We start from the raw sequence: 24,723 nt of genomic DNA, 5'->3' as shown, positions 1-24,723 counted from the left end.
CAGCATCGGCCGTTTCTTCAACCATCCCACAGGGGTCTACTCCCTGTGGGCGTGGATTCCGTGGGTTTTCGTCAAGTGATACCCCATGGACAATACCCTTACCGATCAAGTTACGCCCCTCACCAATCAGGTTTCCCCGTCGCAACTGGAGACCCTGTTGGCTGCCTACATTCCGGCACACCTGCCCGTGCTCGTGACTGGCGCGCCAGGTGTCGGGAAATCCGACATCGCAGCCGCGGCTGCAGAGCGCGCCGGCTACGACCTGCTGATCTCGCATCCGGTGGTCGAGGACCCGACAGACTCCAAGGGCCTGCCGTTCCCCGGCGCGGATGGCCAATCCGCCAGGTTCCTGCCGTTCGGGGATCTGGAGAGGGTGTTACACGCGAAAGAGCCGTTGGTCTGGTTCTTCGACGACCTCGGTCAAGCGTCTCAGGCGGTTCAAGCCGCCAAGATGCAACTGCTGCTCGCGCGCCGCATCGGCGAGCACAAGCTTCCCGAGCATGTGACGTTCTTGGCGGCGACGAATCGCCGGACCGACAACGCCGGCGTGTCTGGCATTCTCGATCCGGTGAAGTCGCGGTTTGCGACCATCGTCGAGCTTGTGCCAAACGTTGATGCCTGGGCGGCATGGGCTGTGAAGTCGCAGCTTCCCGCTGAACTGATCGCGTTCCTGCGCTTCAAGCCGGATCTGCTGGTGGCGAAGGAGCGCACGCGTGATATCGAGAACCTGCCGTCGCCGCGAGGCTGGGGCGCGGTTGGGAAGCAGATGCCCGTGGTGCCAGCTGGCTTGGAAGCAATCGTGTTCACCGGTGCTGTCGGCGCTGGTGCCGCGACCGAGTTCCAGGCGTTTCGCGAGACCTTTCGCAGTCTCCCCTCTGTGGCAAGCGTTCTGTTTGCGCCGGACACTGCCTCCATCCCGGAGGAGCCCTCGGCGCGCATCGGGATTGCGACGGCAGTTGCGAGTCAAACCACGGTCGCGAACATCGATCGCGTCCTCGTCTACGCCGACCGCATGCAAGCGGGCGGTGACGGTGACTGCGCAACGATGATGATCAGCGACGCGATCCGCCGTGACGAGTCTATCGTTTCCGTGCCGGCTTTCATTGCAGCGCAATCCGGCTGGATCGGTGCCGCGATGGACGGCCGGTAAACCGGTTCCCTTTCAAGCAGTACATCCCATGCGGCGAGCTTTGGCTCGCCGCTTTTCATTTCAAGAGGCTATTTCCATGAACATCCTCAACGTTCACGAGCGTGTCATGCTCGCATCCCTTGGCATCTCCGTTTGGCGCGCACGTCGCTTCGATACCCGCGCCACGGAAGAGGTGGAAAAGAACCACGCCACCAAAGACATCGGGCGCTTCAACAAGAAGCTCCTGACCGACGATGCCATTTCTTACAAGAGCGTGTGCAGCATCGCCACGCAAGCACGTGCCTTCTTCAATGCGCACACCCTCGAATACGACCAGCTTGGCGTGCGTTTGCTGCCCACGGCTGTTTACCTAAAGGTCGCTGACCGGCTGCGCGAGTTTCAAGACGAGTTCCGTGAAGCCACGTCAGCCTTTCTCGCCGAATACCCAGCGTTGAAGGAGCAGGCCAAGGGTGCTCTCAACGGGCTCTATACCGAGGCGGACTACCCGACCCTCGAAGCGCTGTCGACCAAGTTCGGTATACGCCTGTCTCCCTTGCCGTTTCCGGACGCAAGCCAGTTCGGCATCAACTTGCCGGCCAACGTGCTGGACGGCATCAAGGCGGATATGGACGAGCGGGTGTTCAGCGCGGTCAAGACGGCCAACGAAGACATCGTCGGCCGCCTCTACGACGCTGTGCAGCACTTCGCCAACCGTCTGTACGCGGGACGCAACGTCCGGCTGGGCGTTGTCGACAAGGTGCGCGAACTGTGTGACCTGCTTCCGACGTTGAACTTCACACAGGATCCGGCATTGACGGACATCCTGAACGAGACGCGCAATCACCTGGCTTGCTACACGGGCGCCGAATTGAAGGATTCGGCCGATCTTCGCCAGAAGGTGGCGGAGAAGGCGATGGAGATCGAGGCGCAGATGGCGGTGTACATGACCGGCGCGCTCAGCACGCCGGCAGCACCGGCACTTGGCGATTCGTCTGCGCTCAGTTTCCTCCTTGCCTCGTGAGGTGTGGCCATGCTCGAACGGATCATCAAGCAGCGTGGTCAACTGGTGCTGAACCACCCTTTCTTCGGGGCGCTGGCGCTTCGTCTGAAGCCTGTCGAAGACCCCACGTGCCACACGTTCTGGGTTGACGGCCGGGCGCTTGGCTACAACGCGCAGTTCGTGGCCACCTTGGACGATCTTGAACTGCGTGGGTGTCTCGCTCATGAGGTGCTGCACCCCGCCAGCGGGCATTGCTGGCGGCGTGGCAATCGCGATCAGAAGCTGTGGAACGCGGCCTGTGACTATGCGGTCAATCCGGTTGTGCTCGCTGCCAACTTGAAGCTCCCGAAAGGCGCACTGCTGGAGGAACGCTTCACTGGCAAGTCAGCAGAGGAGATTTATGCGGTGCTCCGCCAGGAACGGCCACCTGAGGCTCCCCAAGAGCCTCAGGCCCAGGGCGCTCGCGGTACGGGCGCTGGGCTGCCATCGCGCGACCCGAACGCATCCGATGCGGCACAAGGGCAGGGCGCTGCCGAAGGTGGCAACGCCGACGGCAGCCCGACGTATGAGCCCGGCGACATCCGCAAGGATCGCGGCAATGACCAGGCCTCGACGGAGACGCAGTGGAAAGTCGCGGCGATGAAGGCTGCGCAGGTGGCCAAGATGCGCGGCAAGTTCGGTGCGGATCTGCAGACCGTGGTTGACCAACTGGTTACGCCGGCGGTCGATTGGCGTGCGGCCCTCGCGCGCTTTGCAAGCGAGTCGGCCCAAGCCGACTACAGCTGGTCGATACCGAACCGCCGCTTCACGCACCTTGGTCTCTATTTGCCGGCGCTTCATAGCCGGCGGGTGGGGGACGCCGTGTTTGTGCGCGATTCGAGTGGCTCGGTGTTCGATGAAACGCAACGCCAGTTCGCATCCGAGATCCACCGCGTTTTCGATGAAGTGAAGCCATCGCGGCTGATCGTCATCGACTGTGACGCGCGTGTCACGCAGGTGCAGGTGTTCGAGCCCGGTGATGCGCTTGAACTGGCGCCTGTGAAAGGCGGCGGCGGTACCTGCTTCGCACCGCCGTTCGAGTGGGTGGAGGAACAGGGCTTTCGGCCGGCGTTTCTCGCCTATCTGACGGACATGTATGGCACGTTCCCCGAAGTGCCGCCGGAGTATCCGGTGCTGTGGGCCTCAACCACACCGTTGCGCAGAATCCATACCCCGCCATTCGGCGATTGCATCGAGGTCATCGTCTGACCATTGCCCCGGGCCATCCCGGGGCATTTCTTTGCTCCGGCATCGGTTGGTGGGTGTTCCGCCCAATTTGACCGCGTGCCGAAATCGATCAAAATTTTTGTGGCACTCGACATATCTAGTCCTGTGCCCGGAGGAGCAACATCATGATGGACAAAGAAGAGCCGATCGACATCGAGTCTCTTCCTCGCGCGGCCGACCTCGGGTGGATTGGCCGCTGGAAACAGGCTGTAGAAGAGGGTGGTACGGATCTCGGGTTTGACGACTGGTTCGAATCCGCACTGATCGGCGCGGCCGGTGGCCGCGATGGCCAGCCGGTGCAGTATCGACAGGGATCAGTGATCTTCGAACTGCAGCACGGCGCGGATTTCGAGATCGAGCAGGGCGGCAGCGCGAAGCGGCGCTTCCACTGCCTCATGGATGGACACGTACCGTTTGTGTCCTTCTATGGTGATGGCGACGCAGAGCGCCGGCCCTGGATCTCGATCAGCCGGCTGTTCACGGCTGAAGAGTTGCACACGCTCATCCTGGTGCCCGGACCAGCGGCCTGATTTGCGCTAGGCATGGCGAAAGGGCTGATGCGCGAAGCGGCTTTCTGTGGATTTATCCTGAACGCGGTAAACGCGTGTGTCAGAACCCACCCGATGGTGGGGGTGCAAACCAAGGGGGCCAAGTGCCCCCTTTTTCTTTTTCTATCCTGAAGAGCAAGTGCGGCAGCGCCCGCCTCAAAGGTACTCACGCCCTCGAGGGCCATAGGGTTTGGGGTCAGGGGAACCCAATACGTCAAGAACTTCACTGTAGTGCGTGACGACCATGGGTGCACCGGCAGGACCATACGGTAGCGGCATCCAGTCGTTGCGTTCACGGCTGAATTGCAGCAAGTACATGCCGCCGGCGGCATTCGGTAGCAACTGCACCACCCAGACCAGGTACTCCTTATAGGGTGTTTCAGGCGGGGAAGGCTTGCGTTCACGACAATCAATCCAGTCGATCAAGGTGCTCACGGGTTCCACGGCGTCTCCAATGATTTGTTCAACACGATATTCCGACTGGCCCTGTTTTCCGAGCAAAAAACGATGCACGGAGCGATGTACGGTGTGTCTTGTAGGACGAGTCCATCCGGCGCCAGGTTGCTACCCGGCCTTGAGCAGGCGTCGATCGCGCTGCCCGCCCGCTTGGCATGTGAGCACATAGGCCGCTGGCGCGCGCGGTTCCCAGACGATCACCGCAGCGGGTCCTTCCGTGCTGATGCGTGCCTCGGGCATGGTGCAACTCACCGGAATCGGATTCACAGGCGTCCCGTGCGCAGTCACGCGGATCGTAGACCCGCGACCGGTCATGAAATTGCCCTGCAGGCCGGCATACAGGAACGTGACAGTGGGTACGAGCGGGGGTTCGAGACCAGATTGGTCATCAGCCTCGTCGTCGGCGAGCGCGTCGATCTTGGCCTGCAGCCAGTGGCGGTCACTGTCGGAGAGATCGTGGCGGCTGAGCAGCGCCACCAGGAACGCGGTGCCAAGCCATCCCGGGCCGCTGCTTTCACGCTCGCGGATAACCTGCGCCAAATGAGCGGAGGGCTGTGCGCCACCTTCCAGCAGACTGCGGCGTGTGCCGCGCGCCCGCGCGCCTGGCGTGCTAGTCTGCGCAAGGCTGTTGGTCGCTGGTCGGTAGGTGCCGGGCTTGCTGGCGCCGGCAGACCGCGAAATGCCTCCGGCACTACGACTTGCTGTCGAGCTACCGCCAGCGCCACCGCGGCCGGCGTCTGCGACCTGTGCCGCGCTCAAAAGCACGAGGGCAACGGTCAGGGTCGAGATCTTGCGCATGGTGGTTCCCCTAGCGCCCAGCGAGAGACAGCACGGTGGGGTCGAGTGCCGCCTGTTCGGCCTGCCGGATCGCCGCCGTGGATAGGCGGCTGCGTAGCGATTCCGCGTTGACCGGGCGGTAGCCGTCATCAGGATGGCACTCGGCTCGGCAGCGTAACGCCCAAAGGTAGGCGTTGTTCAGGTCATGCAACGAATCGTAGAGCTGCGCGTTGTTCGCCGCTGCGGTCGGGTCGCCCGCCAACCAGGCGCGCGCGAACAACTCTGCCGCCTTGTCGGAGCTACGAATCACGTATTTTCCATCGCGCACGATCTGGCCAGCAACACGCAGGAGCCGACTATTGACTGCGGTACCCGTGGAAGCCTGGGCCGCCGCGAGAATGCGGGGCGCCATGTCGTCGCGTAGGGGCAGCATCGAGTCGCCCTCGAAGTATTCCGCCAGCTTTGCCGGCGTGAGCCGGTCCATCGCTTGCTTGATCCGCGCCGTGCGTGCGTCGTCCAGGTTGGCCATGGCTTGCACAATATCGCCACAGACGACTTCGCAACCAGTCAGGGCATCTCGACCACTACCCTGCAGCGGATCGAGCTTGGCCAGAGCAGAAACCGGGTCGGAGATGGTCTTGGTTGTCTCGATCTCCCGGTTGATCTGCTTGGCTGTATCGGTTGTCTTGTCGCTGCAGGCGGCCAAGCCAAGGCAGAGTGCGGCGACCGGAATGAGGGCGGCGTATCTGGATGCAAGGTGCATGATCGACCTGTCAGTTGGGTTTGTTGGTGCGGCTGGTCAGACAGCCAAAGAGCTGGAAGCGCGGCATCTCGTGTCGATCCATCACGCCGTCGGTGATTTTCATGGTGTTTGCGTCGTGTCGATTTCGCATTGCCGCCATGCTGTGGCGAGAGGCCAGCGTCAGGTACTCGATTCGAGCGCATCTTCGACAGGAGGCGCGGGCGCCGCCGCTGAAAGGCGCGGAATGCGCGTGATGCGACCCTCCAGGTTGGCGTGCGGGCCGAGCCGAATCGTGCCGGCGTAGCGGATCTCGCCTTTGACCGCACCTTCCACCTTGAGAGAGACCTGGGCATTGACGTCGCCTTCGACTGCGCCCTGGATCAATACGAACTGCCCGGTGACCGACCCCTTGATGACGGCGGCCGGGCCGATGTGGAGAAGGCCGCCTGACGAGACGACGTTGCCATTGACGAGACCCAGGATGGAGCCGCCATGGTCCATGTCGACATTGCCGTGAATCGCCATGCCCTCGTTGATGATGCTGATTTCCATCTGCTCTTTCATGGTTTGCTCCTCAGAACATCTTCACGTCGCCGGACGGACGATTCGCTTCCGTGGTGCGTGCCGGTGGTGTAGCGGCGCGCGGTGCCGTGGCGGTTGGTTGGGGTGCCGGCGCGGGCCGCGTAACAGGGGCTTGATCGGGTGCGGTGCGCTCGGTACGCCGAGCAGCGGGCTGAGCCGGGGCTGTTTCGACCTTCTCCGGCGCAGGAACGCGCTCGCGGGGCGCCACCTCGGCTGCGGAAAGGGCGGCTCGCTGTGGTTGAGCCACCGGTGCAGTGGGCGCGGCCGTGACAGATGCTGCAACCGGCGCTGAGGGCGTCGAGCTTCCGATGGCTGCCGGCGTGGCTTGGTTTGCGGCGACTGCAGGTTCCGGCGCCGAGGCAGGGGCGGCCGGCGCTTGCGTCTGTACTGCGTGCGTGACTTGCTCGGGCCCGGCCGCTGCCGCCGAACCCGCCCGGCCCTTCTTGGCGTACAGGTCCCCAAGCCCCAGGCCAGCAATCGTGGCCAGCACGATGAACGCGCAGCAGATCGCAGTAACCTTCAAGGCAGGCTTGTGCTGGTCCCACCGGCGCTTGCCGCCGGCGGCGTAGGTAAGGGCCGGTGCGGCCGCATGATCTTCCGCCGTGCCCATGTCGATCGTGACAGGGGAGTGCGAGTACTGCTGGTGCAATCGGTAGATTTCGCGAATATCCATGGCTCTCTCCAGCGGTTGGGGTGAGGGGGGCGCCTGAGAGGTCGTTTATTCGGTCCGCGATGCCTTCGCGCGGGACGACAATCCCCTCTGGCCTTCGTACCGGCCACTGTTTCGGGCGCCGTGTTGGCTGCTAGGTCGGATATGGCGCCATGCCGGCTGCCATCCCGATGGGTGCGTTGGGTGGTGTGGTTGGCTATCCCGCAGGGGTGTCGCCGTCTTGTGCGCCGTCAGCAGCGAAACGGTCGTTGTCGGGGATGCAGCTCTGGTGGATTGAAGCGATCTTGCTGCCGGCCACTTTCATCGTGCCCTCGAATTCGAGCGCCGATATGGAGTTGGCGACGCGGGCGAAGATGGCGAGCGCGAACAGCCTGTCGTGCTGGTTCAGGAGGCGAATGAGGCGCCCAGACAGCGGATGTGTGACCTGGACCTCAACGGTATCGGTCTCGATGGGGATGGGGGTTTGGCTTTTGTTCGCGTGCCACGCGATGGCTTTTTCGAACCAAAGCTCGGCTTCGCGGAATTTTTCGTCGAGCGCTCGGGTCTTGCCTGACCTGGCGACTGAGAACTTGGAAGAGCAGAAGTTGTACGCGGAGCGCAGGAAATCGCGAACGTACACAGAGGAATAGGTGACTTGAGCACTGGCGGCCGTCTCGGGGACGATCCGCTTAATCCTGTTTTCTCCGACCAGCCGCGCGATCGGCTTGAGTCCGGAGTTGGATGTACTCGGCTGTGGCGCGCCTAATGGCGCCTCAAGTTCCTGGGGGTGTTGGGCAGCGACCATGGTTCATGTGTGGTATCTCATCTCTCACTCGAAATTTTCCGGCACATGAACACGGTGGCTGCTTACAAAAGCCACGCTATTTTGGCGAGCTTTCCGGGATTCCTAATGGATTGTCTGGTGCATACTGCAATCACTCCTCGCGTCATCGACGCATCGAACTGACTCCCTAGCGAGTCCATCTCCTTAAAAAAGTCGTGCCTTGCGCATGCGCCGACCAGTTGGCAACTGGTGTGGAAATCCCCCCTTGTGATGAGTGCTTAGCCAGACACTCCCCATCTATCAGCCGTAATACGCGTTCCCGTGTGTATGACCCTAGGTCATGCCTGTGAACACCGTCTGAGCCCCGGAAATGTGTGGTCTCTCTCTCCAGCGCCTCCGGGTGCAGGACGGTTGTCGTCGACTGATCCGTGAACCTGCGGTGGACGAAAGTCCTAAATGGGTTGTTGTGCGGCGTGAACATGCTGCACGAGAACGACTTTACGTTCTCCCCCCTGAGCGAAGTGCATTGGCACGACGCTCCCTGTGAGCCACGCCCCCGAAAGGGGCGTGGCAGCAGGTTTCTCACAAGAAGCCCGCTTCCGGTTACCGGAGCGGGCTTTTTTTGCTTTTAAGTGAGAGACCCCACACGGAGGAGCTGACCATGGCACTCGAAATGACGTTGCAATCCCAGATCAAGGCGCAGATCGCCGAACTGATCCACGCCCGTCGACCGAAGTACAAGGACCAGCCGTACAGCTGGAAAAATTTTTGCGAGGCGGCGCACGTTGCCAGCCTTTCCGACGCCGCGCGAGCGGCATATCTCAACGAAGTAACGACCCAACGCGGGGCCGACGCCGCCCTGCATCTTGGGGACCGTGCTGAGACCCTTCGTTCCAAAGTCGTTCAGTACCTGAACAACAGGAGCGTTTCATGCACGCAATCCCAACCCACCCAGGCTTCGCGACCCCGCGCAGCATAATTGAGGAGCGGCCCCTGCGGCCGCCCGTCATTGGAAAGATCCGCCCTGGCATCAAGGTCCTCACCAAGAAGGCCAGGGAGAATCCCCAAGCCGTCCAGATTCACGACGCGCTTCTCGCCCAAGGGCTCTCGTTCGAGGACATCGGTTCCGAGATCGAACGAAAAACCGGCCTGAGCTACGCCCTCATCCCCCGCAATACGCCGTACTTCACGTGTCGTGGCAGTGATTTCACGAATCCTGCCATCGCGGAAGAGATCCTGACCCGATACGGGGAGGATCGCGGTGACGGCCTCAAGCTCTGGCGCTTTCCGGTCGTCTTTGCGTTCGACGACTGGTTGCGCAACATCCCCAACGAGCTGGCGGTATTCAACGGCACGGGAAAGGTGTTCTGGTCGCAGTACGGGGCGGATGGTCTTCGTCAATGCAAGACGTACGCACCTGTCGAGCGCAGTGACCGCGCCAGGCGTGCAAAGCGCATCTTCGGCGGCCGCACCATCATCCTGCGCCAGGACGACGCCATTCCCGATGGCGTATGCGACCCGCAGGTCTGCCCGCAATACCAGGACCGACACTGCAACCTCACGGCCAGCTTCCTATTTGCGATCCTTGACATTCGAGGCCTTGGCTTGATTGAGTTGCCCACCAATTCGATCTACGTCCTGCAGAAGGCCCATGCGGCCATGCAGACTGTGGCGATTGCGCGCGGCGGCCGTCTGGTCGGCACCAGGTTCTGGCTCTCCAAGCAGGAAGTGGAGATTTCCCGCATCGACGATAACGGCTTGCCGGTACGCCAGAAACAATGGCTCACCACGCTGGATGCCGAAATCGACCTGGGCGCGCTGCTGGATGGCGCTGACCATATTGGTGCTGCGATCGAGGTGGGTACGCAGACGGTTGCCCTGCTGGAGCACCCCACGACCGAGCCGGCCGCCACTGCCACGCCAACGTCAGGCGAGGAGGGTGGTCAGCCAGGAGCGCAGAGCGAGCCGCCTGTCGGCGGCTCTATCGCCGAGCAGTTTGAACGTCTCATCGTGGCGCTGGGCATGGAGGGGCAGGAAACGCGCGAGCATTTGCGCGTGTACGCACACTCCAAGTTTGGCAAGGGCTGGACCAAGCGCGAGCAGGACATGCGAGCGCTGATCGATGAGATGGGTGTGGCTCTCGTGTCTCCTCCCGCCTTCCGCGAGAAGGTGAAAGCGGAGTTCGATGGCAGTCTGTTCTCAGCTTGACCTGCGCCGGCTTGGCGCCTGGTCGTAGCATCAACGTGCGGCGTCGAGAGTTCCCCCGACGCCGTTTTTCTTTTCTGTTGCTGTGACCGTTCTGGTTGCGGCTATTCCATAGGAGGTGAGCATGCCCAACGATGGCGAAAGCCTTCACGTGGGTCATTTTTCCGACCTGCACTATTCGACTGAGCGGTTGGTGGAAGCGGACCGATGCTTCGGTTTCGCCGTGGAAGATGCGGTCGCGCGTGGTTGCCATGTGGGTATCGTTTCCGGTGACGCAACCGATCATCGGCTCGACGCGCACACGCCGGCACTGCGGGTGCTTGCCGAGCGCATTCATGCGCTGTCGGGCCACATGCCGGTCCTCATGCTGCAGGGGACCTTCTCGCATGAGCCGCCGGGCACGCTGGACCTGTTCCGGCTGATCGGTAGCCGCCACCCCGTCTACGTCGCCGATCGCATTCACCAGGTTGCGCTCGTCGGATCGACGTTCCTGCCATCGGCCGGCCCGCTGTTCACCGTCGAAGAGCTGGAAACGCTGCTGCAGGAGGGCACACCCTCTGCTGTGTTCACCTGCGTTCCGACCGTCAACAAGGCTGTGCTGGCGGGCATCGTGGGCGCCATGGATGCGGCAACCGCGGTGGGCGAGCATCTGACGGTATTCCTGGGTGCCGCCGGCAAGGTGAATCGGCTGTTGCGGTCCAAAGGCATCCGAACCATCGGTGTGTCGCATGGAACGGTCAATGGCTGCTACACCGAGCACGGCGTACCGATGGCCGGGTTCGACCATGAGTTCTCGCTCGGCGCGCTGTTCGAAGCCGAGTGCGATGCCTTCATGCTGGGACATATCCATGCGATGCAGTTGTGGGAACGCGAAGGCCGGCTGGTCGGTTACGCCGGTTCCATCGGGTGCTTCCACTACGGCGAAAAGGGCAAGAAGGGCTACCTGAGCTGGCAGATCAAGCCGGGCCGGGCCGAAGCGGTGCAGGTGGAAACGCCGGCGCGCGAAACGGTCTGTGTCGATTTCGACGGCCCGCCGGATATGGAGCGCCTGGCCAACATCGCCGAGCAAACGCAGGACAAGTTCGTGCGCGTTCGCTGGACCATTGACGAGGAGCATCGCCAGCTGGTCGACCGCGAGGCCATCCGCACGCTGTTCGCCGGCGCCGCGGAGCTGAAGCTGGATCCGCGTGTGTTGCCTGCCGTCAGAAGCCGTGCGGAGGGCATCAGCCGCGCGGCGACTCTCGGTGAGAAGGTTCAGCGTTGGTGCGGTTTGACCGACGTGAAGCCGGACGCGTTGCTGGAGCGCCTGTCCATCCTGGAGGCACTGGAGCCGCAAGACATCGCGGATCGAGTGGTCGCCTCGTTGGAGAGCGGGTCTGCTGCCGACAACGGTGAAACGGTGGCGTCCGCCACGGCTGAGCCGGTGACAGTTCAGCCGGCCTGGCAGGACGCTGACCAAGTTCAGAACCAATCGTCGTTGGATTGGCTGACCGATGACCTTTTCGCGGCAGATGCCGCCCAACCCTTGAACGTGTGAGCCACGTTCCGACAGCCTTCGGGGCTGTCGAAACTCGGTTTTCCCCGCGTCTACGACGCATCGACCAGCAGTACCTATTCCTTTGAACCCGGACGGGCGCACAACCCGTTGGGGATGCGCTTCGCCCAATTTTTGGAGTGCATCATGATTCTCTATCCCGCAGGTTCCCAGTGGACCCGTTGCTTTGAAGCCGATCTGCCGGCCTCCGAGTTGGCCGCGCGGTTGGTGGGCAAGCACGAATTCACTCGTGCGATGCTGTTCCAGCCGTTCGGTCATGGTCGTGGCGCGGTGATCGCCACGCGCGGCCACATGCTCGTCATGGCTGTCGAAACGGACGGTGAGCGCACGGTTTTTACCGTGGCGCCCACGGTCCAGGTGCAGAACCTTCTGTGGTCCCTCTCCAACGGCTACACCAGCCAGTGGAGTGAGGCTGAACTCAAGGCCTTGACCGCATGCACCACCTTTCCGGAGGTGCTTGACCTGGCACGGACGCAATTTTTCGCGGCCGTGCGTTCGTTCGAGCGCGCACTAGCCGGCAAGCCGGAAGTCGACGTCGTCGTCACGTATGACGACTCGCGTGAGGTGCTGGAGATCCCCGGCGACTACTACATGACTGGCTTCAGCGGTGAGGGGGCACCATGCGACCTCTCAAACTGACCCTGTCTGGCTTTCGCGGCATCCTGGATGGGATGCACCGCGACAGTGTGACGGTCGACCTGCGCGAGCTGCCGACCGGACTGATCGCCGTGATGGGCCCTAACGGTGCCGGCAAAACGACGATCATGGACAACCTGCATCCGTATCCGCTGATGCCTAGCCATGCATCGAAGATGTCGGCCGATGCGTTTTCGTACTGGGACCACCTCACGGGTACCCGGGCCGAAAAGGATTTGGAATGGGAGCACGATGGCCAGCAATACCGGTCACAGTTCGCGTTTCGTAATTCTGGCAAGACGCGCAAGGCCGAGTACTACCTGTTTGTGCTTGGCTCGGACGGCGTATGGCAACCGGTTCAACTGGCAGACGGATCGCTGTCTGACGGTAAGGCGGAGACGTACAACCGCTGTGTGGAATCGGTCCTCGGATCATCGGAGGCGTTCTTCACCAGTGTCTTCTCTGCCCAGAACCGACGGCCGATTGCTGGCTACCAGACCTCTGAAATCAAGAAGTTGCTTGCTGAGCTGCTTGGTCTGGAGCGGATGCGTGAGCTGTCGGGCAAGGCTATGGACGTGGCGAAGTGCCTCGGCCGTGCTTTGGATGTCGTTCAGCACAACATCACCAGCCTGGTTGGTCGGCGCGATCGTGTTGCACGACTCTCCTTGGAGATCGAGCAGGCGGAGGCCTCGTTGGTTGAGACCCGCCAGGCGCGTGATCGTGAGCTGGAGGCCAATGCGCAGATGGTTCAGGAGCGTGCGACGCTTGCAGCCAAGCAGGCGAGCAGCACCGTAGCAGAAGCGCGCATGCGTGAGCTTGGCCAACAGAAGGTGGCCCAGGAAGCAAGGCGCCGAACGCTTGACAACGACGAACGGGCTGCCGTGCAACGTACCGAGGCGCAAGCCAAGGAACTGGGGGCCGTCATTTCAAGCCGCCGCGCAATCCTGGCCAGCAGCACCGCCATCCTGGCGGCCGCAACCTCGCGTGATGCTTTGCAATTGACCGTCACGCAGCGACAGTCGGAGGCAATTCGGCTGCAAGAGGGGATTGCTCAGCTCGAAAAGGTTGTGCCTGACCAATCGCGCATCATCGGCGAATTGCAAAACATGGCCGGTCAAGGTGAATCGAAGGCTGTCCTTGAAAAGTCGCTGAAGGGCCAGGCCGACGTCATTGAGTCTGTTCCGTGCCGGGACAATCCGATGCACTCGACGTGCCCATTGCTGGCTCAGGCGCGCAGGGCGAGCACGGATCTCACGGAAGTGCGGATCTCGTTGGCAGAGCTTCGAACCGGCTACCGGGACAAGCTCAAGCTCAAGACGGCGCTCGATGAGCAGCTCGCGCCGTTGGCGGGCCAACGTGCTTCACTTCGAGCACTGCAGGGGCAGGTGGCGGCCGACCAACGGGAGTTGCAACGGCTGACCGAACTTGCTGCGCAGAAGCCATTGCTTGACGACGCCCAAGAGACGCTGGCGAAGGCCGAGCGTGATCTGGTCGAGCTGAACGCCGAAGCTGCCGCCCGAAAGGAGCGATACCAGCGCGACGTTGTTGCGACGGACGATCAGTTGGCCACGATCAACCGGGAGGTTACGTCACTGCAAAGTGCCGACGTTACCGGAAAGATCGCGGACTTTGATCGTCAGGTTGCCAGCTCGCGCGAGCGCATTGCCCAGTTCGAAGGCCGGATTGAAGCACTGATCCGGACTCAGACTGCGCTCAGCACCGAGCGGCAGGGCCTCCTGGTTGATCTGGAGGCACTACCCGTTGTGCAGCGTAAGGCAGAGCGGATCTCCGACGAGATTTCGTCGTGGAAGCTGCTCGGCAAGGCCTTGGGCAATGACGGTGTGATTGCGCTGTCGATCGACGATGCAGGCCCTGAAATCACGAAGAAGGTCAACGACCTGCTCCTGGCGTGCTATGGACCCCGATTCACAATCGGTATCCACACGCAAACGGAGCTGGCCAACGGCGATAAGCGTGAGGGGTTTGAGATTCGTGTCCACGACGCTCAGGCTGACAGCGAGAAGGAGTTCGCGGTCATGTCCGGCGGGCAGAAGGTGTGGATCAACGAATGCCTGACGCGTGGTATTGCGCTATATCGCGCGCAGGGCGCCGGCACCGCCTTCCAGACGTTGTTCACGGACGAGGCGGATGGCCCGCTTGATCCGGAGCGCAAGCGCGAGTTCATGAAAATGAAGCGCGAGGTGTTGCGCCAGGGAGGGTATGAGCGGGAGTTCTTCATCTCGCAAACACCCGATCTGGTCGACGAGGCCGATGCTGTCATCGATGTGGTCGCACTGGCCACTCAGTAGGTTCCACCAACCATATTGGTCCGCTCTCACCAGAGGCGGACCATTTTTTTTTTGAGATATCGAAATGACTACGATTCAAATCTCAGCCGTCGATGCTGAACGGCTTCTCCCACAGAAAAAAAGAAGTGCACACGTTCATTCGCAGTCTGGGCTGGATGGGGGCAGACGTGACGCGCGAGAAGGCGCTCGCAGCCTTCAAGGCCTCGGTCCGCGTTGATCTGTCGGATGAAGCGGACATGTTTGATCACCAACTGGTCGTCGCGATGGATGGCCTGCGCACGTTCGTCGAAACCGATCAGCAGGCGCTGGCCACGTTGTTTCCGCAGTTTGCGGGGTAATTGTCCTTTTCGTGCATTTTCTTACGGTTTCCCCGCAGAGCCTTTATTCATAAGGGCCCCAGGTCTCTGCCGACAATTGTCTGCTGCCCTCCAGTGACTTCGGGAGTACGATATTCGCCCGCGATTTCGGATCGCGCCACCTTGACGGGGGCACAAGATGCCGGGCTTGGAATTTCGCTATGTGGGAAGAGACTCCCTACCCACGCGTCTGCCGGAGTTCGACGTCGAGCATTACTTCGCGTTGACCGCTAGCGATGTCGCCGCGATCAACCAGAAGTTCCGACGCGCCAGCCGCCCTGGAGTCGCCATTCAGTTGGTCTTTCTGCGCGCCAGCGGCCGTACGCTGGACCAACTCAACACACTCCCCCGTCAGTTGCTGCGCTATATCGGCGAAAAACTCGCCGTCGAGACACCAACGATCGCCTCGCTGCGCACCATTTACCAGCGATACCCGACGCTGTATGAGCATCAGGTCTGGGCCCTCCAATATCTGGGCCTGACACGCCTCGATGACGAGCAATGGGCCGGACTCGAAGCCTGGATGCGTCAGGACGCCGCCGAATCGCTGACCGTTGAGGAACTGCTTCAGCACGCGCACTACTGGTTGTACGAACGGCGCATTCTGATCCCGTCGACGCGTGCGCTGCAGGATCTGGCCCGCTCCATCTGGGCGGGCATCGAGCGGGATCTGCTGGCCATGATCGACGTGGTGGTCTCGCGCGAGCAGATCCTGCGGGCCGAGGCTGCGGTGTTTGCCCAGCACGCCACATCGGGCACGACGGTGCTGGAATGGCTCAAGACCCCACCCGCGCGCCACAGCCCGTCAACGATGACCGAGATGCTGGCCAAGATCAGCTTCTTGAAGGACCTCGGCGCGCATACCTGGACATTTGACGCGGTCCCCATCGAGAAACAGCGGGCCTACGGCCAACGTATCCAGGCCCGCCGTCCCGCCAAAATCCGCGAACTCAAAGCGTCGACGCGCACGCTCGAACTGGTGTTCTTCCTGCGTGTCACCTTGCTGGAGTTGACTGACGCCATGGTGTACCAAAGCGGGCGCCGTATCTCAGACCTGGTCCGGCAGGCGTACAACAAGACCACGACGAAGCAAGCCCGCTCGGCGATCGAATACCGGCAGCAACTGGTGGAGATCAAGGCCCTGGTGGACGATACCCGCCGCTCGGCCGAGGACCGACTGGCCGACATCGGCAAGCTGCTTAAGGGTCTGTCCAGTCGGCCGCCGGCAAGTCACGCCGCAAGCGTGCGCGAAACCCTTACCGAAGACCACCACCGACTCCGCAACCTCCTGACACCCTTGCGGGCGTTGGAATTCGCCAGTCACGGTAACGATCCTGCCATGCGCCAACTCGATCTCGTTGGCGGTTTGCACGATCGGGGCATGACGGAGTTGCCGCCAGACTGCAATGTGCCAGTGAGCGCCAGTTGGCGCGACCTGGTCGACGGTGAGGACCGCCAGCGCGCGCTGCGTGCCTTGGAGGCCTCTGCTGTAATGAGTTTGCGCAAGGGGCTGCGCCGCGGCACGGTGTGGATCAACCATAGCCTGTCGTTTCGAGAACGAGACCAGTTGCTGATTCCGCCGGCACAGTGGGAGGTCGACCGCGACCGGCATCTGTCTTCGCTCGGCCTGCCAAGCCAAGCGAGGCTCTATCTTGATCGCCTGACCGAGCATTTGAAGGCGGGTCTCGCTGCGCTGGACGAGGCCCGTGAGGCTGGCCACTTTACGATCGACGCGGACGGCATCCTGCATTTGTCGCCATTGGAAGCGCAGACCACGGATACCACGCCTCAACGCACCCGAGATCTGCTGTTCAAGGACATCGGCAGCGCACAGTTTGCCGACATGATTCTGGAGATGGATGCGCGCACCAATTTCAGTGAAGTGCTGTTGGCGCGCAAGGCGCGGGATGCCCACGAACTCGTCTCCCTTTATGCAGCCCTGATCGCGCACGGCACCGAACTGGATGCCAAGGGCGTCGCGGCGATGATCCCGCAGTTGGACCTCGCGCACGTCTCCACCGCGATGCGCTCCCTGGAAATGCCCGGCCGGCTGCGCCGCGCCAACGAACGTGTGGTGGAGTTCCAGCGCACGCACCCGATCACCGATCTATGGGGCACCGGCCAACTCGCCTCCAGCGACTCCATGAGCCTGGACACGTCCCCACATCTGTTCTACGCGCGCGCTGATCCCCGCCGACGCACGCACGCCGCTGGCGTCTATACGCACGTGCTGGATCAGCATGGGATCGTCTACAACCAGCCGATGGTGCTCAACGAGCGCCAAACTGGCGCGGCGATCGAAGGCGTCATGCGTCACAACGAAACCCGCGCTGACGGTGGGCTGCTGCGGCTCGCCGTCGACACCCATGGCTACACGAACGTGGGGATGGCGGTGGCCAAGCTACTTGGCTTTGACCTCTGTCCCTGGCTGCGCAACCTGTCGGAGCGCAAGCTGTACCTGCCGCGTGCCCTGTCGGTGACGGAGGGATTGTCGGCTGCCGTGTCGCACGAGGTCTCCCTCAAGGCGATCCGCGACGGCTGGGATGGCTTGCTACGCCTGGTGGCGTCCATTCACGCGGGGCGCGTGAGCGCGATCGTTGCGCTGCAACGCTTCGGCAGTGCTGCCCAGGGTGACCCGATCCACCGGGCAGCGGATCACCTGGGCAAGCTGCTGCGCACGCTGTTCCTATGCGACTTTTTCAGCAACATCGAGTTTCGTCGCGAGTTGCGCACGCTCCTCAATCGGGGTGAATCCGTGCACCATCTCCAGCGGGCGATTTATATGAGTAAGGTCCAACACGAGCGCGGTCGCCGCCAGGACGAGATGATCGCGATTTCCGGGGCGCTCTCGCTGCTGACCAATCTGGTGATTGCCTGGAATACCGAGCGGATGCAAACGACGGTGGATACGTGGCAGCGCAAGGGGCAACGGATCGACGATGACTGGCTGCGCCGCATGGGGCCGGCACACTTCGCCCATGTGAATTTCCGGGGCGTTTTGAGCTTCAAGATCCACCAATTTCAGGATGCCCTGTTGGAGGCGGCACCTCGCCGGCGTGCGAGCCAAGCATGAAGTCCTGCTTGGCACGGGTCGGCCGCAATCGCGTTTATTAGAGGTTCATGCAAGGTTACTGCGTCAAAGCAATGGCAGAGGTCCGCCAGACCGGACCTGTCAGACTGCAATGCCCGGCCGGGGTGCGACCGACAGCGCTGTTTCGATCCGATGCTGGGCAAATGGGTCGGCCGCGTCGATATAGCGCATGGCCGAGCGTACGTCCTTCCAGCCGACGTATTCCATCAGCATCTTGAGATCCCACTGGTTCGAGTTCGCCCAGGTTGCAAAGCCCCGTCGTAGTGAGTGGCTGCTGTAGCGGTCCGATTGCGGCAGTCCTGCGCGATGGAGCAGCGCGCGCAACAAAGGCACGATGCTGCTGGCCTGCAGTCCATCGGCTGCGATTCGGCTCCAGCGGTCAATCCTGCGGAACGCGGGGCCCTCGGTCAGGCCGGACGCCGCCAACCAGGCCTCGTAGGCGGCGACTGGGCACAAGCGCGACAACGCGGGCGCCTTGTGGGTCGTACCGACATGGTTGCGGTCCGTCTTGGTGCGCGGCAGGAAAATCGTCATGCCCCGGCCGGGCTCCACCGTGATGTGCTCGATCTGCAGCCGACTCAGTTCGTCCGACCGGAAGCCCCGCCAGAAGCCGATCAGCACCAGCGCCTTGTTGCGGGTATGCACCTGGAGTTGATGGGCGTTGCCCTCAGACGAGGCGGTCGCGATCTGCGCATCCAGCGAGGCAACCAGTTGCTCCAACTGGGCGAGCTGCAATGGCTTGGCGCGCCGCTCCTGCGCGGGGTGCAGTGCCTGGATGCCCTTGAGCACCTTGCGGACGTGCGGTGCTCGCGTGGGGTCGGGAAAGCCCTGCGAAACGTGCCACTGCGCGATCGCAGCCAACCGTTGGCGCAGCGTGTTGATGGAAAGCGTCTGTGCGTGCTCAGCCAGATAGCGTGCAACGCTGTCGGCGCTGGCCGGCAGGAAGCCACCCCACTCTTGCTCGAAATGACGGATGGCGGACTGATAGCTGCGCCGTGTGTGATCGCGGGTCGCTGCCTGCAGATACCTGTCGATATCCGCCATTGAACTCTCAAATCAAGGTAGCGACTACGCTTTGCTCGATGCCTTCTGCGATCGGAGGTTATACGCGAAGCTGAGCACAATGATCAGCAAGATCGCCACCTGTGCGATCACCGTCTGCATGGACGGGTAAATCCCCAGCACGTCAATACGCGGCATCGAAATCGGCGTGATGTGCAGAAAACCAACCTTCTGCAACGCCGCAACGCCCTTGCCGATCAGCACCACTGCCAGGACCGCGACCAGAGCCGAGCTGAAGGCAAAGAACTGGCGGATCGGCAGGCGCGCCGAGGAGCGCAGCAGCACGACGGCGATGATCGCCAGGATCGCAATCCCGGAGCCCAAGCCGGCCAGCAGGTAGATGCCGTTCCCTTCGCTCCACAGCGCGGCGTAGAACAGCACGGTCTCGAACACCTCGCGGTACACCGTCACGAATGACAGCACGAACAGCATGATCGCCGAGCGCTTGTTCAGCGCGGAGGACAGCTTCTGCTTCACATAGGCCTGCCAGCGACCGGCCAGGCTCTTCTGGTGCATCCACATGCCCACGCCGAGCAGGACCACGGCCGCAAAGATTGCCGAGAAGCCTTCGGTCATCTCGCGGCTGGCACCGCTCAAATCCACCAGGTAGGTAGCGACGGCCCACGTCAGTCCACCGGCGGCCAGCGCAACAATCCAGCCGGCATGGACGTATGGCAGCACGTCGGTGCGTTCGGCCTTCTTCAGGAAGGCCATCATGGCGACCACGACAAGCAGTGCCTCCAGGCCCTCGCGCAGCAGGATCGTCAAGGCGCCCAGGAACGTCGACAGCGGGTCGTTGGTGCCACCCAGTGCATCCTGGGCTTCAGTCAGCATCGTCTGCAGATGCTGCGCGATGTCCCGTACCTGCTCGGCCTGACCGGTAGTGATCGCGTTGCGATACAGGCCCATCATTTTTTCGATGTCCTGGAACAGCGACTGGTTCTTGGCGGCCAGGGCCGGTTCGACCGGCTCGAAGCCGTCGAGGTAGGCGGAGAGCGCCAGGCGCGAGGCAGTCGCTTTGTCGCCCTGGTCGAAGGCGGCTACGCTCTCTTTGAGCTTGTCCTTGGCGATTGCGAGACTGTCTGCGTTGGAGGCGTTCAGCACATCCGGCGCGCTTCTCAAATAGGCGGTCAATTGCCGCGCGGCATCCGGGCTGATCGTCTTGGCCAGCAACGCTTCTGGCGTCTGGCTGAGCTTGGCGAGCGTCGGCACCGCGCTATGCAGCTCCGGGCGGGATGCCCACAATTTGGCGCCGGCTTGCCGGTCCGCATCGGAATAGGACAAGGTCGACGCAAAATAGGCCAGTGCCCAGCGATCATCGTCAGTGAGCTGCGCGAAGCTCGGCATCGAGGTGCCCTCGACACCGCGCGTGATGATCTGCTGGAGGGCGAAGACGCTGCGCTCCTGGGCGCGCTGATGATCGGCCAGGGCTATGGGGGGCGGGCTCAGCTTGGCGGCCAGCGGACCATCGGCGTGTCCGGTGTTGCCATGGCAGGACGCGCACTGGCTTTGATACAGCGTAGCTCCATGCTTCAGGTCGGGCACCTTGCTGGGCGCCATCGGCACCGGGTAGGCGGCCAGCAAGCTGTCCGCGAGCTTATGCGCCTGTTCACCGACGACGGTGGGTGCGGCCTTGTCGGCGATGAGCGTGCGCAACGCGCCAGCATCCTTGAGCAAGGCTTGCGTCTGTGGCCCCGCCGGCAACTCGGCAATCTGGCGCTGCGCCGCATGCGCAAACTCCTGCATTTCGGCGTACTCATCGGCATTGGCCACCTGGCCGTCCTTGACGGAGCGACCGTAATCGACCGCCAGATAGTCGAGTAATTGCCAGACCTGCTTGGTCTTGTCTTGAGTGGACAGCGTGTCGGCGTACGCGCTTGAAACCGATGTCAGCAGGTAGAACAGGATGAGGGTGACGACGCGCTGCAGTTGCATGAAGAGCCTACCGGCGAAGCGGGAGAAATGGCTTTAAATGAGAATGATTGTAATTCATGTTTCGTGACGCAGATGTCGCGCTGGTCAAAAAACATGCGGCCGAAGGGGTCACATAGCGAACCCGTTCGGCCATTCCCCTTCGTGTCAGCGGTGCGTGCCGTCTCCAGTGCACGTGCCGCTACCTTCGGACAACCCCTGCAGGATTCCGCAAGCTTCTGCAGCTCGCCCGTCGGAACAGGTCTCGCGCAGCGCGCACAAATGGTGCTTTAACACCCCCAGTGCCTCGATACGCCGCTCGACTTCCTCGATGTGCTTGTCCAGGAGGGTGTTCACCGCGCCGCAATCCTCGTCCGGTCGCTCGCGGTAGCGCAGGAGTGTCCGCACGTCGTTCAGCGGCATGTCCAATGACCGGCAGTGGAGGATGAACTGCAGCCGCTCAATGTGCCGCTCGCTGTACAGCCGGAAGTTGCCCGAGCTGCGGTCCGGCGGCGGCAACAGGCCTTCGCGCTCGTAGTACCGGATGGTTTGAATCGGGCAGGCCGTGCGCTTGGCGAATTCACCGATCTGAATGTTCATGATGTCGGGCCGAAGTCCCTTGACTCTATAGTAGCTATAGAGTGTGTACTTGAGTCCAATCCATTTCAAGCGACAAAGGGAGGTGCTGTGAGTGATTGCGGCTCCAAGGGGTGCGGTTGTGCTGCCACCAACGTGGTGACGCCGGCGGACGGCGATGCGGCGGCTGTTGACCTGAAACGATCCCGCTACCGGATCGACAACATGGACTGCCCGACGGAAGAAACGCTCATTCGCAATAAGCTGGCGGCGCTGCCCGGCGTGGTCAACCTTGAGTTCAACCTGATGCAGCGTTCGCTGGCCGTCCAGCACCGGCTGCCATCCCCGGCGCCGATCGAGCAAGCCTTGGCAGCCGTTGGCATGCGAGCGGTTCGCGCCGATGAAAGCCCCGCCGGGCAGAGCACAGTCCTGACCATTCGTCAGATGGACTGCCCGACCGAAGAAACGCTGATTCGCGGCAAGCTGGCGGGCATGGCGGGCGTGTCAGACATGCAGTTCAATCTCGTCCAACGCACACTCGCCGTTCAACACGCTGCCGATGCGCTACCGCAAGTGCTGGCTGCCATTCAGTCGCTTGGCTTCGATGCCGAGGTGCGCGACCGCTCTGCCGCAGCACCGCTTCCCGAACAAGATGCCGCGCCCACCAAATGGTGGCCGCTTGCCATTGCCGGCGCGAACGCCGTCCTGGCGGAAGTGGTGTATTGGCTCAACGGTGGCAACCATTGGGTGGTGGTGATCCTGGCGCTGGCCGCGATCCTGACCGGCGGGCTGTCCACCTACAAGAAAGGCTGGATCGCGCTCAAGAACCGCAACCTGAACATGAACGCCCTCATGTCGATCGCAGTCACTGGGGCGATGGTGATCGGCCATTGGCCGGAAGCGGCGATGGTGATGGTCCTCTTCGCCTTGGCGGAGGTCATCGAAGCCCGTTCGCTGGACCGCGCCCGAGATGCGATCCGGGGGCTGATGGATCTCGCCCCGGAGACAGCCACGGTACAGCGCAGCGACGGCAGTTGGTCCGACGTCGATGCCAAGACCGTGGCCGTTGGCAGCCGTGTGCGGGTCAAGCCGGGCGAGCGCATCGCGCTCGATGGCACGATTCTGCAGGGGCGGTCATCCGTCAATCAGGCGCCGATCACGGGCGAGAGCCTGCCGGTCGAGAAGGCAGCGGGCGACTCCGTGTTCGCCGGCACCATCAACGAATCCGGGTCGTTCGAATATCGCGTCACCGCAGCGGCAAGCGACTCCACACTGGCACGGATCATTCACGCCGTCGAGGCCGCGCAAGGCAGTCGAGCGCCCACGCAGCGCTTCGTTGACCAGTTCGCCCGGCTGTACACGCCCATTGTGTTCGCGGTTGCGCTTGCGGTGGCCATCGTCCCTCCGCTGGTCTTCGGTGCGACTTGGCTGGACTGGATCTACAAGGCCCTAGTTCTTCTCGTGATTGCTTGCCCCTGCGCGCTCGTGATCTCGACGCCGGTGAGCATTGTGAGCGGCCTGGCGGCCGCCGCGAAGCGCGGCATCCTCATCAAGGGCGGCGTCTATCTGGAAGAGGGACGCAAGCTGAAATGGTTGGCGCTCGACAAGACCGGCACGATCACGCACGGCAAGCCAGCGCAGACGGACGTCGTGGCCTGGAACGGTGCGGACGCGTCCGCCGCCCAGATCCTGGCAGCTAGCCTGGCTGCCCGCTCCGACCATCCCGTCTCCCTGGCCGTGGCCCGCGCGGCGCAGGACCAAGGCCTAGCCCTGCGCGACGTCACCGATTTTGCGGCCTTGCCCGGACGCGGCGTCCGGGGCCATGTCAACGGTGCGCTCTATCACCTGGGCAATCATCGTCTGGTCGAGGAACTGGGCGTGTGTTCGCCGGCATTGGAAGCACAGCTTGCCGTGCTGGAAACCCAGGGCAAAACGGTCGTGATGCTGATCGGCCAGGACGGCGTACGCGCGTTGTTCGGTGTGGCGGACACCATCAAGGACAGCAGTCGCCAAGCGATCAAGGAATTGCACGCACTGGGCATCAAGACTTTGATGCTGAGCGGCGACAATCCGCACACCGCAGAGGCGATTGCGCAGCAGGTCGGTATCGACGAGGCTCGCGGTAATCTGCTGCCGGAAGACAAGCAGCGCGAAATCGAGCGCCGATCCGCACAAGGAACCATCGGCATGGTCGGCGATGGCATCAACGATGCGCCGGCGCTGGCACGGGCCGATATTGGATTCGCAATGGGCGCGGCCGGGACGGACACGGCGATCGAAACGGCCGACGTTGCGCTGATGGACGACGATCTGCGCAAGCTCCCGGCGTTTGTACGACTATCCCGGTCCACGGCCGGGGTGCTGAAGCAGAACATTGCGCTGGCGCTCGGCATCAAGGTCGTGTTCCTGGCACTGACCTTTACAGGCCAGGCCACCATGTGGATGGCGGTGTTTGCCGACATGGGCGCCAGCCTGCTGGTGGTCGGCAACGGGCTGAGGTTGCTGCGCAAATGAATTGGAAGTTCCTCGTGTACGACTGGGGCGGCTGGAACGTCGCGCTATTCCACGCCATCAACTCGGGGATGCCAAGCGCCCTGGACCCGGTGGCGTGGTGCTTTAGCCTGATTGGCAACTACTGGACTGCGCCGCTCTTGCTGCTGGGGCTCTGGCGGTGGTCGATATCAGCGTCGAATCCAGCGCGCGCGTGCGCTGTCAGGCAACGCCTCGTCACGTTTGGGTTGGCCTTCGCGCTTGCCCTGCTGGCCGCTTCCGCCTTGAAGTGGTGGCTGGATTTCCCACGGCCACCGGCGGTACTCGGCCACCTCGTGCACGTCATTGGTGAGCCGGAACTGCACTACAGCCTGCCGAGCGGGCACTCGACGTTCGCAGCGCTTGTGGTCGGGGCACTCTGGCCCTTGGTGGGTTTTCGGGGGCGTCTCGCGTTGGTGTTCTACGCCGCGTTGGTCGGGTGGTCGCGTGTTGCCGCCGGGATGCATTTCCCGGCGGATGTGGTCGCCGGCTGGATGCTCGGGGCTAGCAGCGTCGCTATAGCAGGGTTGTTGCGCTCAGCATTGATGTCACGACAAGGC

The 24,723-nt window shown here is 62.5% G+C and carries 21 protein-coding genes and 1 pseudogene; 13 read left to right on the top strand and 9 right to left on the bottom strand.

Annotated elements, in window-relative coordinates; translation table 11 throughout:
- Window positions 1-85 precede the first annotated feature (85 nt).
- The 4 genes from N5B55_RS24990 to N5B55_RS24975 all read left to right on the top strand — a co-directional run bounded on the left by N5B55_RS24990 (window position 86) and on the right by N5B55_RS24975 (window position 3,925).
- Window positions 86-1,150, top strand: a complete 1,065-nt coding sequence (locus N5B55_RS24990) for an ATP-binding protein (protein ID WP_012435701.1) — start codon at window positions 86-88, stop codon at window positions 1,148-1,150.
- A gap of 76 nt (window positions 1,151-1,226) precedes the next feature.
- Complete coding sequence (locus N5B55_RS24985) at window positions 1,227-2,150, top strand: hypothetical protein (RefSeq protein ID WP_012435702.1); 924 nt, start codon at window positions 1,227-1,229, stop codon at window positions 2,148-2,150.
- A 9-nt stretch (window positions 2,151-2,159) separates the two neighbouring features.
- Window positions 2,160-3,377 (top strand): vWA domain-containing protein, encoded by a 1,218-nt coding sequence (locus tag N5B55_RS24980; protein WP_012435703.1) that lies wholly within the window; start codon window positions 2,160-2,162, stop codon window positions 3,375-3,377.
- Window positions 3,378-3,520: 143 nt separating this feature from the next.
- Window positions 3,521-3,925, top strand: a complete 405-nt coding sequence (locus tag N5B55_RS24975; RefSeq protein WP_021197377.1) for a hypothetical protein — start codon at window positions 3,521-3,523, stop codon at window positions 3,923-3,925.
- 174 nt (window positions 3,926-4,099) lie between these two features.
- Here the strand turns inward: N5B55_RS24975 and N5B55_RS24970 are convergent, their stop codons facing one another.
- From N5B55_RS24970 to N5B55_RS24945, 6 genes are all read right to left on the bottom strand, one after another.
- Window positions 4,100-4,378 carry a hypothetical protein gene (locus N5B55_RS24970; protein ID WP_231887671.1) on the bottom strand — a complete coding sequence of 93 codons (279 nt, stop codon included), beginning with the start codon at window positions 4,376-4,378 and terminating at the stop codon, window positions 4,100-4,102.
- A 129-nt stretch (window positions 4,379-4,507) separates the two neighbouring features.
- Window positions 4,508-5,197, bottom strand: coding sequence for a hypothetical protein (locus tag N5B55_RS24965; RefSeq protein WP_012435707.1), 690 nt, complete (start codon window positions 5,195-5,197; stop codon window positions 4,508-4,510).
- A gap of 10 nt (window positions 5,198-5,207) precedes the next feature.
- Window positions 5,208-5,939 (bottom strand): hypothetical protein, encoded by a 732-nt coding sequence (locus tag N5B55_RS24960; protein WP_012435708.1) that lies wholly within the window; start codon window positions 5,937-5,939, stop codon window positions 5,208-5,210.
- Between the two features lie 159 nt (window positions 5,940-6,098).
- The gene (locus N5B55_RS24955; protein ID WP_012435710.1) at window positions 6,099-6,482 is read right to left on the bottom strand and encodes a bactofilin family protein; all 384 of its coding nucleotides are present in this window, start codon (window positions 6,480-6,482) and stop codon (window positions 6,099-6,101) included.
- A gap of 10 nt (window positions 6,483-6,492) precedes the next feature.
- Window positions 6,493-7,173, bottom strand: coding sequence for a hypothetical protein (locus tag N5B55_RS24950; protein ID WP_012435711.1), 681 nt, complete (start codon window positions 7,171-7,173; stop codon window positions 6,493-6,495).
- Between the two features lie 193 nt (window positions 7,174-7,366).
- Window positions 7,367-7,954, bottom strand: coding sequence for a hypothetical protein (locus N5B55_RS24945; protein ID WP_012435712.1), 588 nt, complete (start codon window positions 7,952-7,954; stop codon window positions 7,367-7,369).
- A 640-nt stretch (window positions 7,955-8,594) separates the two neighbouring features.
- Between N5B55_RS24945 and N5B55_RS24940 the strand changes: the two genes are divergently transcribed.
- From N5B55_RS24940 to N5B55_RS24910, 7 genes are all read left to right on the top strand, one after another.
- Window positions 8,595-8,912, top strand: a complete 318-nt coding sequence (locus N5B55_RS24940) for a DUF7696 family protein (protein WP_012435713.1) — start codon at window positions 8,595-8,597, stop codon at window positions 8,910-8,912.
- A complete protein-coding gene (locus N5B55_RS24935) occupies window positions 8,864-10,141 on the top strand; it encodes a recombination directionality factor (RefSeq protein WP_012435714.1) in 1,278 nt (425 codons plus the stop codon). The genes N5B55_RS24940 and N5B55_RS24935 overlap by 49 nt, the downstream gene beginning before the upstream one ends.
- A 121-nt stretch (window positions 10,142-10,262) precedes the next feature.
- Window positions 10,263-11,675, top strand: coding sequence for a metallophosphoesterase family protein (locus N5B55_RS24930; protein WP_012435715.1), 1,413 nt, complete (start codon window positions 10,263-10,265; stop codon window positions 11,673-11,675).
- Window positions 11,676-11,819: 144 nt separating this feature from the next.
- On the top strand, window positions 11,820-12,332 hold the full coding sequence (locus N5B55_RS24925; protein WP_012435716.1) for a hypothetical protein: 513 nt from the start codon (window positions 11,820-11,822) through the stop codon (window positions 12,330-12,332).
- Complete coding sequence (locus N5B55_RS24920) at window positions 12,314-14,638, top strand: AAA family ATPase (protein WP_012755750.1); 2,325 nt, start codon at window positions 12,314-12,316, stop codon at window positions 14,636-14,638. The genes N5B55_RS24925 and N5B55_RS24920 overlap by 19 nt, the downstream gene beginning before the upstream one ends.
- Before the next feature lie 125 nt (window positions 14,639-14,763).
- A complete protein-coding gene (locus N5B55_RS24915; protein ID WP_068768265.1) occupies window positions 14,764-14,976 on the top strand; it encodes a hypothetical protein in 213 nt (70 codons plus the stop codon).
- A gap of 157 nt (window positions 14,977-15,133) precedes the next feature.
- Complete coding sequence (locus N5B55_RS24910; protein ID WP_012435719.1) at window positions 15,134-18,067, top strand: Tn3 family transposase; 2,934 nt, start codon at window positions 15,134-15,136, stop codon at window positions 18,065-18,067.
- 99 nt (window positions 18,068-18,166) lie between these two features.
- Here N5B55_RS24910 and N5B55_RS24905 read toward each other — a convergent pair whose 3' ends face one another.
- The 3 genes from N5B55_RS24905 to cadR all read right to left on the bottom strand — a co-directional run bounded on the left by N5B55_RS24905 (window position 18,167) and on the right by cadR (window position 21,658).
- Window positions 18,167-19,129, bottom strand: coding sequence for a site-specific integrase (locus N5B55_RS24905; RefSeq protein ID WP_012435720.1), 963 nt, complete (start codon window positions 19,127-19,129; stop codon window positions 18,167-18,169).
- Between the two features lie 24 nt (window positions 19,130-19,153).
- Window positions 19,154-21,082, bottom strand: a complete 1,929-nt coding sequence (locus N5B55_RS24900) for an FTR1 family protein (RefSeq protein WP_012435721.1) — start codon at window positions 21,080-21,082, stop codon at window positions 19,154-19,156.
- Between the two features lie 144 nt (window positions 21,083-21,226).
- The gene (gene cadR, locus N5B55_RS24895) at window positions 21,227-21,658 is read right to left on the bottom strand and encodes a Cd(II)/Pb(II)-responsive transcriptional regulator (RefSeq protein ID WP_009277754.1); all 432 of its coding nucleotides are present in this window, start codon (window positions 21,656-21,658) and stop codon (window positions 21,227-21,229) included.
- An 87-nt stretch (window positions 21,659-21,745) separates the two neighbouring features.
- On the opposite strand from cadR, the gene N5B55_RS24890 reads away from it, so the two are divergent.
- Window positions 21,746-24,148, top strand: a complete 2,403-nt coding sequence (locus tag N5B55_RS24890; protein WP_012435722.1) for a heavy metal translocating P-type ATPase — start codon at window positions 21,746-21,748, stop codon at window positions 24,146-24,148.
- Window positions 24,145-24,696: pseudogene (locus tag N5B55_RS24885) on the top strand (phosphatase PAP2 family protein); the annotation flags it as partial. The gene N5B55_RS24890 and the pseudogene N5B55_RS24885, both read left to right, overlap by 4 nt.
- Between the last annotated feature and the right edge of the window lie 27 nt (window positions 24,697-24,723).

This window comes from Ralstonia pickettii, from assembly GCF_030582395.1.
Taxonomy (GTDB): Bacteria; Pseudomonadota; Gammaproteobacteria; order Burkholderiales; family Burkholderiaceae; genus Ralstonia; species Ralstonia pickettii_D.
The sequence above is the reverse complement of the archived record's forward strand: the minus strand, read 5'-3'. Positions and strand labels throughout refer to the sequence as shown.